Source organism: Pseudoalteromonas sp. CST2 (assembly GCF_028599385.1).
Taxonomy (GTDB): Bacteria; Pseudomonadota; Gammaproteobacteria; order Enterobacterales; family Alteromonadaceae; genus Pseudoalteromonas; species Pseudoalteromonas atlantica.
Window position 1 is genome coordinate 206988 of the sequence record NZ_JAQREO010000001.1, and the last position, 14154, is coordinate 221141.

16 protein-coding genes are annotated in these 14154 nt (G+C 41.4%); 3 read left to right on the forward strand and 13 right to left on the reverse strand.

Annotated elements, in window-relative coordinates:
• Positions 1 to 108: 108 nt before the first annotated feature.
• The gene (locus PSH41_RS00930; protein WP_273588632.1) at positions 109 to 1212 is read left to right on the forward strand and encodes a capsular polysaccharide export protein, LipB/KpsS family; all 1104 of its coding nucleotides are present in this window, start codon (positions 109 to 111) and stop codon (positions 1210 to 1212) included.
• A gap of 29 nt (positions 1213 to 1241) precedes the next feature.
• Here the strand turns inward: PSH41_RS00930 and PSH41_RS00935 are convergent, their stop codons facing one another.
• Positions 1242 to 1592, reverse strand: coding sequence for a DUF5522 domain-containing protein (locus PSH41_RS00935; RefSeq protein WP_064384798.1), 351 nt, complete (start codon positions 1590 to 1592; stop codon positions 1242 to 1244).
• 43 nt (positions 1593 to 1635) lie between these two features.
• Here PSH41_RS00935 and PSH41_RS00940 point away from each other — a divergent pair, with 43 nt between their 5' ends.
• A complete protein-coding gene (locus PSH41_RS00940) occupies positions 1636 to 1962 on the forward strand; it encodes a hypothetical protein (RefSeq protein WP_064384796.1) in 327 nt (108 codons plus the stop codon).
• Between the two features lie 119 nt (positions 1963 to 2081).
• Here the strand turns inward: PSH41_RS00940 and PSH41_RS00945 are convergent, their stop codons facing one another.
• Entirely contained in the window at positions 2082 to 3050 is a 969-nt protein-coding gene (locus tag PSH41_RS00945; protein ID WP_064384794.1) for a class 1 fructose-bisphosphatase, read from the reverse strand.
• Between the two features lie 155 nt (positions 3051 to 3205).
• Here PSH41_RS00945 and PSH41_RS00950 point away from each other — a divergent pair, with 155 nt between their 5' ends.
• The gene (locus tag PSH41_RS00950) at positions 3206 to 5635 is read left to right on the forward strand and encodes a zinc-dependent metalloprotease (RefSeq protein WP_064384792.1); all 2430 of its coding nucleotides are present in this window, start codon (positions 3206 to 3208) and stop codon (positions 5633 to 5635) included.
• A gap of 46 nt (positions 5636 to 5681) precedes the next feature.
• Here the strand turns inward: PSH41_RS00950 and mgtE are convergent, their stop codons facing one another.
• The 11 genes from mgtE to PSH41_RS01005 form a co-directional block, all read right to left on the reverse strand.
• A complete protein-coding gene (gene mgtE / locus PSH41_RS00955; RefSeq protein WP_273588633.1) occupies positions 5682 to 7040 on the reverse strand; it encodes a magnesium transporter in 1359 nt (452 codons plus the stop codon).
• A 259-nt stretch (positions 7041 to 7299) separates the two neighbouring features.
• Positions 7300 to 7572 (reverse strand): HPr family phosphocarrier protein, encoded by a 273-nt coding sequence (locus tag PSH41_RS00960; protein ID WP_004589081.1) that lies wholly within the window; start codon positions 7570 to 7572, stop codon positions 7300 to 7302.
• A gap of 40 nt (positions 7573 to 7612) precedes the next feature.
• Positions 7613 to 8458 carry an RNase adapter RapZ gene (rapZ, locus tag PSH41_RS00965; RefSeq protein WP_004589082.1) on the reverse strand — a complete coding sequence of 282 codons (846 nt, stop codon included), beginning with the start codon at positions 8456 to 8458 and terminating at the stop codon, positions 7613 to 7615.
• A gap of 19 nt (positions 8459 to 8477) precedes the next feature.
• Positions 8478 to 8930, reverse strand: coding sequence for a PTS sugar transporter subunit IIA (locus tag PSH41_RS00970; RefSeq protein ID WP_004589083.1), 453 nt, complete (start codon positions 8928 to 8930; stop codon positions 8478 to 8480).
• 4 nt (positions 8931 to 8934) lie between these two features.
• Positions 8935 to 9222, reverse strand: a complete 288-nt coding sequence (hpf, locus tag PSH41_RS00975; RefSeq protein WP_004589084.1) for a ribosome hibernation promoting factor — start codon at positions 9220 to 9222, stop codon at positions 8935 to 8937.
• A 27-nt stretch (positions 9223 to 9249) separates the two neighbouring features.
• Positions 9250 to 10749 (reverse strand): RNA polymerase factor sigma-54, encoded by a 1500-nt coding sequence (locus tag PSH41_RS00980; protein WP_004589085.1) that lies wholly within the window; start codon positions 10747 to 10749, stop codon positions 9250 to 9252.
• 69 nt (positions 10750 to 10818) lie between these two features.
• Positions 10819 to 11544 (reverse strand): LPS export ABC transporter ATP-binding protein, encoded by a 726-nt coding sequence (gene lptB, locus PSH41_RS00985; RefSeq protein WP_004589086.1) that lies wholly within the window; start codon positions 11542 to 11544, stop codon positions 10819 to 10821.
• Positions 11541 to 12089: a lipopolysaccharide transport periplasmic protein LptA gene (lptA, locus tag PSH41_RS00990; RefSeq protein WP_004589087.1), complete on the reverse strand. Its 549-nt coding sequence runs from the start codon at positions 12087 to 12089 to the stop codon at positions 11541 to 11543. Before lptA ends, lptB begins: the two co-directional genes overlap by 4 nt.
• The gene (gene lptC, locus PSH41_RS00995) at positions 12079 to 12633 is read right to left on the reverse strand and encodes an LPS export ABC transporter periplasmic protein LptC (RefSeq protein ID WP_054982305.1); all 555 of its coding nucleotides are present in this window, start codon (positions 12631 to 12633) and stop codon (positions 12079 to 12081) included. Before lptC ends, lptA begins: the two co-directional genes overlap by 11 nt.
• Entirely contained in the window at positions 12630 to 13181 is a 552-nt protein-coding gene (gene kdsC / locus PSH41_RS01000; RefSeq protein WP_004589089.1) for a 3-deoxy-manno-octulosonate-8-phosphatase KdsC, read from the reverse strand. The genes lptC and kdsC overlap by 4 nt, the downstream gene beginning before the upstream one ends.
• Positions 13182 to 14153 carry a KpsF/GutQ family sugar-phosphate isomerase gene (locus tag PSH41_RS01005; protein WP_055252725.1) on the reverse strand — a complete coding sequence of 324 codons (972 nt, stop codon included), beginning with the start codon at positions 14151 to 14153 and terminating at the stop codon, positions 13182 to 13184.
• Position 14154 lies beyond the last annotated feature (1 nt).

Here is a 14154-nt window from a genome sequence, read left to right on the forward strand (position 1 = left end):
ATTTCCTATAAACAATAATTGGCGCGCACAGCTTGTATGTCTTACCTATTTATATCCCGCAAAAATGTACACGCAAAGTACTATAAAAAAATAATCAAAAAGCTGAGTATGGATTGCCAACTGCATGTTATGGGGGCGCCAAAGCTTTCAGCTATACACTATTTAAGTAAAGCGTTTAAAGTTGATTTTAACGATGTTATTAATGCACAACTAAAACGTAAGCGCGCCCGTAATAACCTTTGGAACAATGCTTTAGTATCGGCGGTTTACAAAGTGGGGCTGCGCTTTTTTGAGCGTTTGCGTTACGCAAAATATTTAGCTTTATTAACTGAAGTTAACCCTGATGTAATGGTGATATGGAATGGTAATAAACTGCCTAATACTACCGTTGCTATGGCTGCCAAGGCACTGGGTATTAAGCAATTTTATTATGAAAATGGTTTGCTTCCGGGTACCACCAGTTTAGACCCTCAAGGGATTAACTTTAATGCATCGCTAAGTCGAGATCCTGATTTTTATTTAAGTTTTAATGCAAATAATGCCTTAAACTTTGATGCACCGGCGCTTGTCCCACGAGAAAACCATAAGAAACGCTGTGATTTTGCAGCTGAAAATATACCTGAACGCTACATATTTGTGCCTTTTCAAGTGCCTCACGATACGCAATTAGCGAGCTTTTCGCCATGGATTGACTCAATGGAAATGCTATACGATGAAGTTGTAAGCGCAGTGAAAGCATTGAACAACCCTAGTTTAAAGATCGTTTTTAAAGAACACCCGTCGTGGCACAAGCATTACACCCATTTATACGATAAAGACCCAATTGCACTATTTGCAAACGGCAATAAAACCTGTGAACTTATTGAATGCGCAGAAGCGGTGATCACTATCAACTCTACAGTAGGTTTAGAAGCACTGTTACTAAATAAGCGCGTAATTACTGTAGGGCAGGCTTGTTATAATATAGAAGGCTTAGTTAAGCATGCTGATACTCGTGAGGGCTTAGTTGCCCAAGTAGCAGATGTAGCTCAAGGATGGCAGTTTAATCCGCAACTACGCGATAAATTTTTTTGCTATTTAAAGCATGTGTATAGTGTGCCGGGCGTTTGGAAACACGCCGAAGAAGAGCATATCAAAGCAATTGAGTTACGTTTTAAAGGGGCGGATAAATTTGCACAATACAGCAACGATGTGTCCAACGAACTTATTTAACCGCGTATTGTATATCAACATGTTGTGATTTAGCTGTAAGGACAATTTTTACAGCCATTTTTACAGCATGTACCTCGCTTTAAAAAAAACCATTTACTAAACACCATGTAGCCATTTTGCATGGTGTAGTCTAGCCCTTCAATTAAATTGTCATTACCTCTAAATTTTTTAGCAAACTCAATTTGTGCTTTGATTGGCTGAGTATAAATATGCGCTAAATAAGCGTTTATTTTATAAAGCGTACATTGCGGGCATAAACAGCTTGTTGCTGACTCTTCAAGCGGTAAAATAGCAGGTAATTGGTTACACCAGCATGCGTTTATATCGTTTACATTACAACTAAGCGCAGTGTGGCATTGTGAGCAGTTTAATCTCGTCATTTTAAGTCTTATCAGCAGTAGAGCAGCAAGAATAACAAATATTATGAATATACAAAAAGCATTGGCCGAATTTATTACCTTTGGTGAGCAAAGAGATGATGCTATTAGCGTAATTATTTCTACCCCAGCAGAAGAAAGTACCCCCTGTTATACACTCACAAAGCCGGTATTGATTGAGGTGCTAACACGTTGTGTAAACCACGAAATAGAGATAGATGATTTAGAGTTATGGGCAAATGTGGTTGAATCGCGAGATGATATAAATTGCGCCGAACACGAAGGGGTTATTTTTGCGCTCAGTAATAGTGAGCAAATGGGAGAGCTTGATAGCCAAAAGCTTGAACAATTACTGACATTATTGAAGGACTAGATATTTAGGCTGACTCTTATTTTAGATGCCAACTTACTGCGGTTATATGTAACGAATAAATAAAAAAGCCGTATTTAAATTAAATGCGGCTTAGTATTTTTTTACAACTGACAATTAATTTACTTATGATATCCCAAGCACGTTTCTACTTCGTTTTTAGAGCCTAATATTACCGCCACACGCTGGTGGATTGCATCGGGTTGAATATCCATAATACGCTCAGTACCCGTAGAGGCGATACCACCTGCTTGCTCAACTAGCATAGCCATGGGGTTGGCTTCGTACAGTAAACGTAGCTTATTAGGTTTATTTGCATCTTTGGTGTCGGTTGGGTAGGTAAATAAACCACCACGGCTAAGTACACGGTGCACATCGCCAACCATAGCGGCAATCCAGCGCATGTTAAAGTTTTTAGCACGTGGGCCGGTATCGCCAGCGAGTAAGTCATTAATATAGTTTTGCATTGCTGGCTGCCAATGACGCTGGTTTGACGCATTAATGGCAAATTCGTTTGTATCAGCAGGGATAGTGGCAAAGTCTTGTGTTAGTAAAAAGCTACCTTGGGTTTTATCTAGCGTAAACATGCGTGTGCCTTTACCTGTAGTAAGTGCAAGCATAGTTGATGGGCCGTAAAGCACGTAACCTGCAGCAACTTGTTTGTGGCCTGGCTGCATAAATATACTTTGATCGGCGGCATCTGAGCCTTCTGGGGCTTCCATAATTGAAAATATAGTACCCACTAGCGAGTTAATATCGGTATTTGATGAGCCATCAAGCGGGTCAAACGCCACAATGTATTTAGTGTCTTGGTTGCCAGCTACTGTGTAATCTTCTTCTTCTGAGGCGATGGCTTTAACTGACCCAGACTCCAGTAAAATATCTTTTAAAAGCTGATTAGAGAGTACATCGAGCTTTTTTTGGGTTTCGCCTTGAATGTTTTCATCAAGCGTTGAGCCTAATACGCCAGAAAGCGCACCTTGGCCAACACGAAACGAAATTTCTTTACATGCTGCTAAAATGGTTCTAATTAACGATAAAAGTTCTCTAGGACAACCGTCTTCTAGTAATACTGGTGGGAGTCTACGCATTCTATTTTCCTGATAACGTGTACTAGCTAATCTAAATGTGAGAGAGATTAACTTAGTGCGCTGAATTTCGTCTTAAATACCTGTATTGTTTAAATAGCACTGTAATAATGGTGCCACCTAATCGTACTTAAAACGCCAATAACAAAGATAAGATTATGAAAAAAATACCACTAATAAGTTACATATTCTTTACTGTGCTGTGCTCTATGATAACCCAAGCGCACGCAGCAATTAAGCCTATAGATGAATTTACTGCGCAAATGAATCACTTTCCTGGGTACTTTTCGTTTTATTACGATACTCAAAACGGCAAAGTATTTTTAAAAGTAGATAAATTAGAGCAGCAATTTTTGCTTCAGCAAAGCTTACCCTATGGTGTTGGCTCTAACGATATAGGCTTAGATAGAGGCCAACTTGGTAACACGCATTTAGTTCAGTTTGAGCGTTTTGGTGATAAAGTAATGTTGCGCGCGCTAAATACATATTATCGCGCTAATACCACTAACAAAGCTGAGCAGCAAAGTATTAAAGAGGCTTTTTCATCCAGTATTTTAGCGGGCTTTAAAGTGGTAGCGCAAAGCGAAAAAACGCTCCTGATTGATTACACACCCTATTTATTAAGCGATGTACACGGGGTAAGCCGTACCCTTGCAGCGCGCAAGCAAGGCAGCTTTAGCCTTGATGAATCACGCAGCGCTGTGTATATGAATCGCTCAAAAGCGTTTGTAAAAAATACCGAGCTTGAAGCAGTATTAACGTTTAAGGGTACTAAACCAGGTAAATTTGTGCGCCAAGTAAGCGCCGATGCATACGCACTTACTGTACATATGCACCACTCACTTATTAAATTACCTGATGATAAATACACGCCGCGCAAATTTGACCCGCAATCAGGGTATTGGAGCATTGAGCATAAAGACTATGCAGCCCCCCTTGGTGAATCTATGTTTGTGCGCTATATACCGCGTCATCGCTTAGCTAAAAAAGATCCAAGTTTACCGATTAGTGAACCCGTAGAGCCCATTACTTATTACCTAGACCCTGGCGTGCCTGAGCCGGTTAAAAGCGCGTTACTTGAAGGCGGTAAGTGGTGGAATGATGCCTTTAGCGCAGCAGGCTATAAAAACGCATTTATAGTCAAAGTACTGCCGAGCAATGCTGATCCTATGGATATTCGCTATAACGTTATTCAGTGGGTGCATCGTGCTACACGTGGATGGTCTTACGGAAGCTCTGTTATAGACCCTCGTACCGGCGAAATACTCAAAGGGCATGTAACACTAGGTTCATTGCGTGTACGCCAAGATATTTTAATTGCAGAAGCCCTCGGTGCGCCTTATTTAAAAGGTAACGAGGTGGCTAAAAACTTACAGGCAATGGCACTTGATAGGATTCGCCAGTTAAGTGCACACGAAATTGGCCATACGCTGGGCATTGCACATAACTTTGCAGCCTCGGTGGGGGATAGAGCGTCGGTTATGGATTACCCGCACCCACTACTTAGCTTTAACGAGCAAGGCGAGCTTGATGTAACCCGCGGCTATGCAAGCGGTATGGGAGTATGGGATACCCAAGTTATTAAATATGGTTACAGCGACTTCACTAATCAAGATGAAAGTGCTGAGCTTGCAACAATATTAAAAGAGAACAAAACAAAGGGCCTTGAGTTTATATCTGATAGCGACGCACGCGCAAAGGGCGGGGCACACCCTACAGCGCACTTATGGGATAACGGTACTAACCCAGCGCAAGAGTTACTTAGAGTGCTTGATGTACGTAAAAAAGCGCTTTCGCAATTTGGTATTAACAACATTAAAACGGGCGATGCACTCTCGCAGTTAGAAGAAAAACTCGTGCCGCTTTATTTATTTCATCGCTATCAAGTCGAGGCTGCAGTTAAGTTAATTGCGGGGGTTAACTACGAATACGAAACACGTAACGACTCACCTGCTAAGGGCGCACAAGTGGTTGCAAAAGCGCAGCAGCAAGCGGCGCTTAGTGCTATTTTAACAACATTAAAACCGGCTAATTTAATTTTGCCTGAGTCGGTGTTAGCGCTTATTCCGCCAAAAGCATATGGCGAGTCTAAATCGCGTGAAAGCATAACAGGGCGTACGGGTATAACACTTGATGCGATGGCCTTGCCAGAAGTAGCTGCGCAGCATAGTTTATCGTTATTATTAAACCCACAGCGTTTAAATCGTTTAGCTCAACAACAAGTACGTAATTATAATTTTTACAGCTTAGATGAGTTGTTAGAGCAGCTTTACAGCCAAGTGTTTAATGTGTCATCACCTAATACAATGAAAGGCAAAATCACCCAGCGGGTGCAGTTTTTAACTGCAAAAAATATGGCTGATTTAGTCACTAGTGACAAGGTAAGCCCAGAGGTGCAGGCGCAGCTACGTTTCTACTTGGTAAAATTAAGTAAAGAGTACAATCAAAACTCAATGTTAAGTAATACCAGTGTAGGAGAAAGCGCATTTAAACAGTATTTAGCAGAGCAAATAAAACAGTTTTTAAAAGTAGGTAAGTGGCCTGAAAACTTCAGTGGTTTACCAATGCCACCGGGCTCACCAATTTAATTATATGTTTTAGTGTGTAGTGGCTACTTAACCTGAGCTCAGGTTGCTAAATAAGTAGCCACGTTGCGGTGCCTAAAAAGGCAAAAATACCGACAATATCAGTCACCGTTGTAAGTACAACACTACCGGCAAGTGCAGGGTCTATATTCATTTTTTTCAATAAAATAGGAATACATGCGCCAGCAACACCAGCCACTACTAGGTTCATAAACATCGCAAATGCTAGCACGCCGCCAAGCATAAAATCCCATTGCCAAAGCGCAATTACACTGGCTATAAGTATTGACCAAGTAACCCCGTTTAATGCGCCTATCGCCAGCTCTTTAGCCATTAAAAATCGTTGGTTAGTTTGGTTAATATGGCCTACGGCAATACCGCGAATAACCAGAGTTAAAGACTGGCTACCTGCTACACCACCCATTGAGGGAACAATGCCATTGAGTACAGCTAAAATAGGTAATATATCTAAGGTGCTTTCAAAAAAGCTGGCCACAAAGGCGGCAGCTAAGGCTGTGAGTAAGTTAACGCCAAGCCATACTGAGCGTTTTTTCGAGCTTTTTAAAACAGGTGCAAAGGTGTCTTCTTCATCATCAAGACCGGCAAGGCTTAACAAGCTGTGCTCAGCATCTTCACGAATAACATCAACAATATCATCAATGGTGACACGTCCAAGTAAGTGGGCGTTATCATCGACTACAGGGGCCGATATCCAGTTGTGGCGCTCAAATAACTGAGCAACTTCACTTTCATCCATCGAAATAGGGATAGACTCACAGTCTTCATCCATTAAATCTTGAACAATTTTTTCAGGCGGATTAGTTAACAGTGTACTAAGTGATAATGCACCTAAAAAACAGTTATGTTTATCAACAACGTATAAATCATCGGTGCCCTCTGGCAGCTCGCCGCGTAGCCTTATATAACGCAGTACAACATCAAGCGTAACGTCTGGGCGAATGGTCACCGTATCGGTGTTCATTAGCGCGCCTGCAGAGCGCTCTTGGTATGATAAAGCCTGTGTAGCGCGTTCGCGGTCTTGCGTATCCATAGCGCTAACCACATCTTTGTACACGGTATCAGGTAGGCTACGTAGGACTTCACCTAAATCATCGTGGCCCATATCCTCAGTGGCCGCGGCAATATGCTCAGGTTCCATTTGTGCAATGATACCTAAGCGTACATCTTCAGAGAGCTCTTCTAGCACATCCCCTTGCACATCTGGGTCAACCAGTTGCCAAAGCATGCGTCTAATTTTATGCGGAGAGGATTCAAGCAGCAGTGCTGTATCACAAGGTGCTGTTTTTGCTAGCATGCGTCTTACTTGAACAAATTGCCCACTATTAAGTGATTTAGTCACTTGTTTTAGTTGCTGTAGTGGATAGTCTTGTTCAAACGCTTCTGGCATTGGCATCCTAAATATTTTTGTGTAATGGAAAGGTGTTTAGTAAGTGGAGTTGCCCACTGTTATTTTCTTTATTTTTTGTGCTAAACCCAATGCTGGGACTAAATTAGTGTTTAAAATTAAGTAACCAAATTTAGCAGGGGCATGGCTTTATTATCCTAAATTAAAGCACTAAATTAGGCGAGTCGGAATACCCTAATTTACTAAATCTTTATAATTTGGCCAGATAAGTCTTTAACTTATAAGGCTATGGTGCTTTAAATTATTCTTGCTCGTTAAATCGTTGGGCAATTAATTGCCCAACCGCATGCAAAGCTTGCTCTGAATCAGGGCCTTCACAGACTACTTTAACTTCTTTACCTTTACTGCTTTCAAGTAGCATTAAAGCTAATACGCTGTCGCCTGCGGCTTCTTTATCATCTTGGTGTAAGGTGATTTTAGCATCAAACTGCACAGCTAATTGCGCAAGGACCGTTGCCGCTCTGGCGTGTAAGCCTAATTTATTTTTTATTAAAAATGTGTCTTCACAGCGCATAAATTACTATACCTAAACTGAACAGGTTATTATTTTAAGGTTACTTTTCTTGCTCACGATGACGAATTTTGACATTCGGATGCGTCATAGCAAAGCTCTCACCAATGGCTTGCGCTAAATAAACCGAGCGGTGTTGACCACCAGTACAGCCAATTGCAATAGTGAGGTAACTACGGTTATTACGCTCTAAGTGTGGCAACCAAGTTTGTACAAAGGTTTGAATTTGCCAAGTGAATTTTTGCACTATGCTGTGATTTGCCAAAAAATCTTTTACTGGTTGATCAAGGCCCGTAAGCGGTTTGAGTTCAGGCTCCCAGTGGGGGTTTGGCAAAAAGCGAGCATCAAAAACATAATCAGCTTCTTTAGGTATGCCGTGTTTAAAGCCAAACGATTCAAACGTTACAATAAGTTGCTTATCTTTTTTACCCAGTATTTTTTCGCGAATTGACTCTGCTAATTGGTGCACACTTAAATCGGTGGTATCTAGCATAAAGTCAGCGCGCGTTACGAGTACATCAAGCAGTTCTTTTTCTTTTTTTATTGCTAAATCAAGCGGCAGCGAATCGATGGATAAAGGGTGTAATCTGCGTGTTTCTGAAAAACGTTTGATCAGTGTTTGATCATCACTATCTAAATAAAACAGTGTGGGTTTAGCAAAGTCAGGAAGGTACTCGAGAATATCGTTAAATTCGTCTTGTTCTTTGGGGATATTACGAACATCTATACTAACGGCTATTTTGTCATAGTTATCTGAAACACTTCGCACTAAAGAGGGCAGTAAGTTGACCGGAATATTATCTACGCAATAATAGCCTAAATCTTCAACCACGCGTAAAGCAACCGACTTACCTGAACCAGAACGGCCGCTTATGATAATTAACTCCATTTATAGCCCTTAGTATTTACTACGATTGATCAACAATTACTTGATACAGCTCTGCATCGGTTTTAGCACTACGCAGCTGTTTACAAAATTCTTTATTGCTCAGTTTATCAGCTATGGTTGCCAGAGTCTTTAGGTGCTGTTGGTTATCGCCATCTGGTACGATGAGTGCAACAAAAATATCAACAGGGCAGTTATCAATAGCATCAAAGTTAACAGGCGTGTCGCTAACAAGTACTAAAGCCAGCGGCTCTTCTACGCCACCCATTCTGCCATGAGGAATGGCGATACCCCGGCCAATACCAGTACTGCCTAGCTTTTCTCTGCTTGCCAGCGCATTAAGAATATCTTGTTGTGGTAAGTAGGGGAGCTTTTCATGAGCAAGCTCACTGATAAACTCTAAAATTCTTTTTTTACTACTAAAAAGGACCGCAGCTTTGCTGCAGTCCTGGCATACTAATGTACTTAATTTCATAATATTAGTGTCTAGCAAGCTTCTCTTTATGTTTTATGACTTGACGATCGAGCTTGTCAATCAACGAGTCTATAGCGGCATACATATCTTGGTGCTCTGTTGAGGCAAATAAATCTGCGCCACTTACATGAATAGTCGCTTCTGCTTTTTGGTTGAGTTTTTCTACATCGAGAATGACATGCACATTGCTAATATGATCTGAGTGCCTTTCTAGCTTTGCAAATTTATTATTTACATAGTCTCTAAGTGAATCAGTTACTTCTACGTGACGACCAGTTAGGTTTAGTTGCATAAGCATTTCCTCTTTGTTTTTTACGTCTTATATCAAACTCTTTCTCTGATTTGACGGTGGAATAGCTAGCGATTCACGGTATTTTGCTATTGTGCGTCTAGCTACTTTAATTCCTTGCTCTGCCAATATATCCGCAATTTTACTATCACTCAATGGTTTAGCTGAGTTTTCCGCGGCAATTAGCTTTTTAATTAGGGCACGTATTGCGGTTGATGAACACTCTCCGCCGTTTTCAGTGCTTACGTGGCTTGAGAAAAAATACTTAAGCTCAAAAATACCACGTGGCGTATGCATATATTTTTGCGTAGTAACACGCGAAATTGTCGATTCATGCATTTCTACCATTTCAGCAACATCGTTTAAAACCATTGGCTTCATGGCTTCTGGGCCATGTTCAAAAAATGCTTGTTGCTGTTTTACAATACAGTTTGTTACTTTGAGCAGCGTGTCGTTTCTGCTTTCAAGGCTTTTTATAAACCATTTAGCTTCTTGTAAGTGAGAGCGAATAAATTGGCTATCACCACTTGATTTTACGGTACGTGACATAGCCGCGTACTGACTATTTACGCGTATTTTTGGCATGCTATCTGGGTTTAGCTCTACCACCCAGCGGCCTTTTATTTTTTTAACCGACACATCCGGTATTACATACTCCGACTCTTCCCTTACTATGGTATCTGCAGGTTTTGGGTTGAGGGTATGTATTAGGGTCATGACCTCTTTAAGCTCGTCTTCTTTAAGCTTAGTCTTTTTCATTAATGTACGATAGTCGCGTGCCGCTAATAGATCAATGTGATCGGTTAAGATCATTTTAGTTTGTTCTATAAAAGGGGTGTCTTTATCAAACTGGTTTAGCTGAATACACAAGCACTCTTGTAAACTGCGCGCGGCTATACCTACAGGGTCAAATAACTGAATACGCTTTAAAACGGCTTCTATTTCATCAAGTTCAACTTCAACTTCGTCATCGTTTTCTTGGTTAAAGCTCTCTAAAATTTCTTCGCAACTTAGCGTTAAAATACCCGAGTCATCTACAGCTTCTACAATGGCAATAGCAATGGCTTCGTCAGTTGGGCTAAAAGGAGTAAGCTGAAGCTGCCACATTAAATACTCATGTAGCGTTTCAGTAGAGGCACCTTGATAAATAGACTCATCTTCCGGCATTGGGCCTGAGGATGCAGCAGGGGCTGCGCTCATGTACTCATCCCAGGTTACATCCATTGCCATATCATCGCTAACGGTGTCTTTATTTAAAGCTTCGCCACTGTCTTGCTCGTACTCGCTGGTTGTATCGTCAGCCGATGCGCTTACGGTTACATCATCCGTATCTGCTTTTTGCTCATTTTTTCCAGCCGACTCTTCCGTGTAATCTTGCTCTTCTACTTCTAATAGCGGGTTGCTATCAAGTGCTTCTTGTATTTCTTGCTGGAGATCCAATGTACTGAGCTGCAGCAAGCGAATCGCTTGTTGCAATTGTGGAGTCATTGTAAGTTGCTGGCCCATGCGCAGCTGTAATGATTGCCTCATGTATCTCTAACAATCCTTTTATGTTGTTATAATTAATATTAGCAGATGCTTGTAGGTGTGGCTTAAATGTTACAGCCTAAATTGCTCGCCTAAATAAACATCGCGTACAGTTTTGTCATTTAATACGTGTTCTGGGGTGCCAGATGCAATTAGCTCCCCATGAGAAACAATGTAGGCTTTTTCACAAACATCAAGGGTTTCTCTTACATTGTGATCGGTAATTAATACGCCAATGCCACGGTTTTTAAGATGTTCTATTATTTTCTTTATATCTAACACTGAAATCGGATCAACACCAGCAAAAGGCTCATCCAATAAAATAAATTTAGGGTTTGCTGCCAGTGCTCTGGCAATTTCTACACGGCGGCGTTCACCACCAGAAAGCGCCATACCTTGGCTATCGCGAATATGCTGAATACTAAATTCATCAAGTAAGTTGTTAAGCGTTTCTTCTCGCGCGGCTTTATTGAGCTCTTTACGCGTTTCTAAAATAGCCATTAGGTTTTGATAAACTGTTAGCTTTCTAAATATTGATGACTCTTGCGGCAAATAGCCAATGCCTAAGCGGGCGCGGCTGTGCATAGGTAATAACGTAATGTCGTTATCATCAATAGAAATTTTACCTTTGTCGCTAGGTACTAACCCTACAATCATGTAAAAGGTGGTGGTTTTACCTGCGCCATTAGGGCCCAATAAGCCAACAATGCTGCCGGCTTCTACTTCAAGGCCTACATTTTTTACAACTTGGCGGCCTTTATAGCTTTTTGCTAATAGTTCTGCTTTTAAGGTGCTCATGGTTGACCTTCGTTACCTGTTTTTTCTTTAATTTTTGCTTCAACAGGCACTAAAATTGTGTGGACACGATCCGTGGAGTTTTCGTCTTTTTCTGCGCTAATAAGCTGCTGCTGCATGTCGTAGGTAATACTTTTAGCATTAATTTTTTGACCGGCTTGTGCGACTTCAGCATCGCCAACAAGCGTTAAAAAGCGCTTTGCTACGTCGTAACGTACTTCGTTTGCACTGGCGCTCATTACGGTACCATCGTCTTGTTTTTCTTCGAAGTAGGCTGGGCTGCCAGTGGCAATAAGGAGTTGTTTGTTATCCCCTAAGTCTTCACGTTTATGTACTTCGAGTCGGTCGGCTGTAATTTTGCGATTGCCATGCACAATTTCGACGTTCTTTTCAAAAATACCTACGTTTTCTTTAAGTTGGCCTTCTTGACGGTCTGCACTAATAGAAATTTGATTTGCTGGCGGTTGAGCAGCAGGCTCAGCAGCAGAGGCGCTAAATGCAAGCATTAGCGATGGGATAATAAGTATTTTAGTGAGTTTATTGGTCATAATATATTGTTCGCGTATGGTTAATTAGTTTTATTACTTCGGTTTTTAAATCGGCTTCAAGGCCTTTACCGACAATTTTTAAATTAGGCCCAGTGACAACCACTGGCTGCTCAGAGCGCATTGTTAGCGCTTTAATGTCGACTTCGATGTTATCGGCATCGATGTTATCTATCATGGCGTTATCAACTAAATTTTTAGCAACCACATTGCCTTCTAAAATAAGTTGTTTATCTTCGTAAAGCGTTGCTTCGTCTGCATTTATTCGCCATGTTTGCTTTTCGTTATACAAGGTGAAAATAGGTTTTTCAAAAAACGTAAAACCAAGCTGTTGGTACAGCTCCATTTTAGCCGCTGTGACTTTATGGCTTATTTTGCCTTGCTCGTCATAGGCTGTTTGCTTAAGCTCTATAGCGGTGTAATCGGGCTTTGCAATTACTTCAGGTTCTTGCTCTGGCGCTACATTGGTTTGGGTAAAATAAGGGTACCAAAGCCAAACCATACAGCCGATGAATAACGCACTGAGTATAACGCGTGCTGCATTCATGAACTGGTGCCTTGTGTTGTAAGCGCTATGCCATTCTCTAGCATAAGTAAGTCTGTGAGTTCTCTAACGGCGCCAAAGCCGCCAGGCATTTGCGTAGTGTAATGCGATAAGCGCTTAATAAGCGGGTGTGCATCGTTTACTGCAACGGCAAAGCCAACGCGCTCCATTACTGGCATGTCAGGACCATCGTCGCCAATATAGGCTATTTGTTCATCAGTTAACTTTAAAGTGTTTTTGAGTTCTTGATAAGCAATAAGTTTGTCTTCTTGGCCTTGATAAATGTGCTGCACGGTTAAGCTGCTCATGCGAGTTTGTACTATTTCTGAGTGACGCCCCGTAATGACCGCAACTTCAAAGCCGCTATTGATCAGCGCTTTAATGCCAAAACCATCTTTTGTATTAAATGCTTTTAATTCTTCGCCTTGGTTACCGAGGTAAATTCGGCCATCAGAAAATACACCATCAATGTCGCATATGAGTAGTTTTACTTTTTTGGCGCGTGCTTTGGCATCATCGCTTAGCGGTTGATAGAGATCTTCAAATTGCATTTATAATACTCCTGCTTTTAAGAGGTCTTGCATATTTAAGGCGCCTATTGGCTGGTTTTTATCATTGACAACAATTAAACCATTAATACGTTTATTTTCCATTATGTTTAGGGCTTCAGCTGCAAGTATATCGGCCGTGGCGGTTGTGCATGACTTAGTCATAACCTGGCTAATAGTGGTGCTATGTATATCAACTCTTTGCTCTAAAATACGGCGTAAGTCACCGTCGGTAAAAAGGCCGGCAAGCTGTTGATTGTTATCTACAATAGCGGTCATGCCCAGCCCTTTGGCTGACATTTCTATTAACGCGTCTTTAATTGTTTGCGTTACACCTATAATAGGGGTGTTTGTGCCGCTGTGCATTACATCTTTTAAAGTGAGCAACAATCGCTTACCTAAACTGCCGCCAGGGTGAGAGAGTGCAAAGTCATCGGCGGTAAAGCCGCGTGCTTCTAAAAGCGCAACCGCCATTGCATCACCCATCGCTAAAGTAGCTGTGGTGCTTGCTGTAGGCGCTAAACCTAATAAACAGGCTTCTTGTTCTACTTTTATGCATACGTGCACATCGGCAAGTGTTGCCATAGTAGAGAGCGGGTTGCCCGTCATCGATATTATTTTTGCACCAAGGCGTTTAAGCACCGGAATAATATTAAGTACTTCGCTGGTTTCGCCCGAGTTTGATATAAGCATAACCACGTCATTTTTGGTTATCATGCCTAAATCACCATGGCTTGCTTCGCCTGGGTGAACAAAAAAAGCAGGGCTGCCTGTACTTGCAAGGGTAGCTGCAATTTTATTACCAATATGGCCTGATTTACCCATGCCAATAACAATAATGCGGCCTTGGCAATCAAACATGAGCTGACACGCACTATGAAAGTTTTCGTCAACGTATTGTGTAATATCAGCAAGCGCTTGGCGTTCAATGTTTAATACGCGTAAACCTTGCTCTATAAAATTTAGTTGTGCCATT

Coding starts and splice junctions, on each gene's coding strand:
- PSH41_RS00930 (WP_273588632.1), top strand. CDS start 109: ATGGATTGCCAACTGCATGTTATGGGGGCGCCAAAGCTTTCAGCTATA.
- PSH41_RS00935 (WP_064384798.1), bottom strand. CDS start 1,592: ATGACGAGATTAAACTGCTCACAATGCCACACTGCGCTTAGTTGTAAT.
- PSH41_RS00940 (WP_064384796.1), top strand. CDS start 1,636: ATGAATATACAAAAAGCATTGGCCGAATTTATTACCTTTGGTGAGCAA.
- PSH41_RS00945 (WP_064384794.1), bottom strand. CDS start 3,050: ATGCGTAGACTCCCACCAGTATTACTAGAAGACGGTTGTCCTAGAGAA.
- PSH41_RS00950 (WP_064384792.1), top strand. CDS start 3,206: ATGAAAAAAATACCACTAATAAGTTACATATTCTTTACTGTGCTGTGC.
- mgtE (WP_273588633.1), bottom strand. CDS start 7,040: ATGCCAGAAGCGTTTGAACAAGACTATCCACTACAGCAACTAAAACAA.
- PSH41_RS00960 (WP_004589081.1), bottom strand. CDS start 7,572: ATGCGCTGTGAAGACACATTTTTAATAAAAAATAAATTAGGCTTACAC.
- rapZ (WP_004589082.1), bottom strand. CDS start 8,458: ATGGAGTTAATTATCATAAGCGGCCGTTCTGGTTCAGGTAAGTCGGTT.
- PSH41_RS00970 (WP_004589083.1), bottom strand. CDS start 8,930: ATGAAATTAAGTACATTAGTATGCCAGGACTGCAGCAAAGCTGCGGTC.
- hpf (WP_004589084.1), bottom strand. CDS start 9,222: ATGCAACTAAACCTAACTGGTCGTCACGTAGAAGTAACTGATTCACTT.
- PSH41_RS00980 (WP_004589085.1), bottom strand. CDS start 10,749: ATGAGGCAATCATTACAGCTGCGCATGGGCCAGCAACTTACAATGACT.
- lptB (WP_004589086.1), bottom strand. CDS start 11,544: ATGAGCACCTTAAAAGCAGAACTATTAGCAAAAAGCTATAAAGGCCGC.
- lptA (WP_004589087.1), bottom strand. CDS start 12,089: ATGACCAATAAACTCACTAAAATACTTATTATCCCATCGCTAATGCTT.
- lptC (WP_054982305.1), bottom strand. CDS start 12,633: ATGAATGCAGCACGCGTTATACTCAGTGCGTTATTCATCGGCTGTATG.
- kdsC (WP_004589089.1), bottom strand. CDS start 13,181: ATGCAATTTGAAGATCTCTATCAACCGCTAAGCGATGATGCCAAAGCA.
- PSH41_RS01005 (WP_055252725.1), bottom strand. CDS start 14,153: ATGGCACAACTAAATTTTATAGAGCAAGGTTTACGCGTATTAAACATT.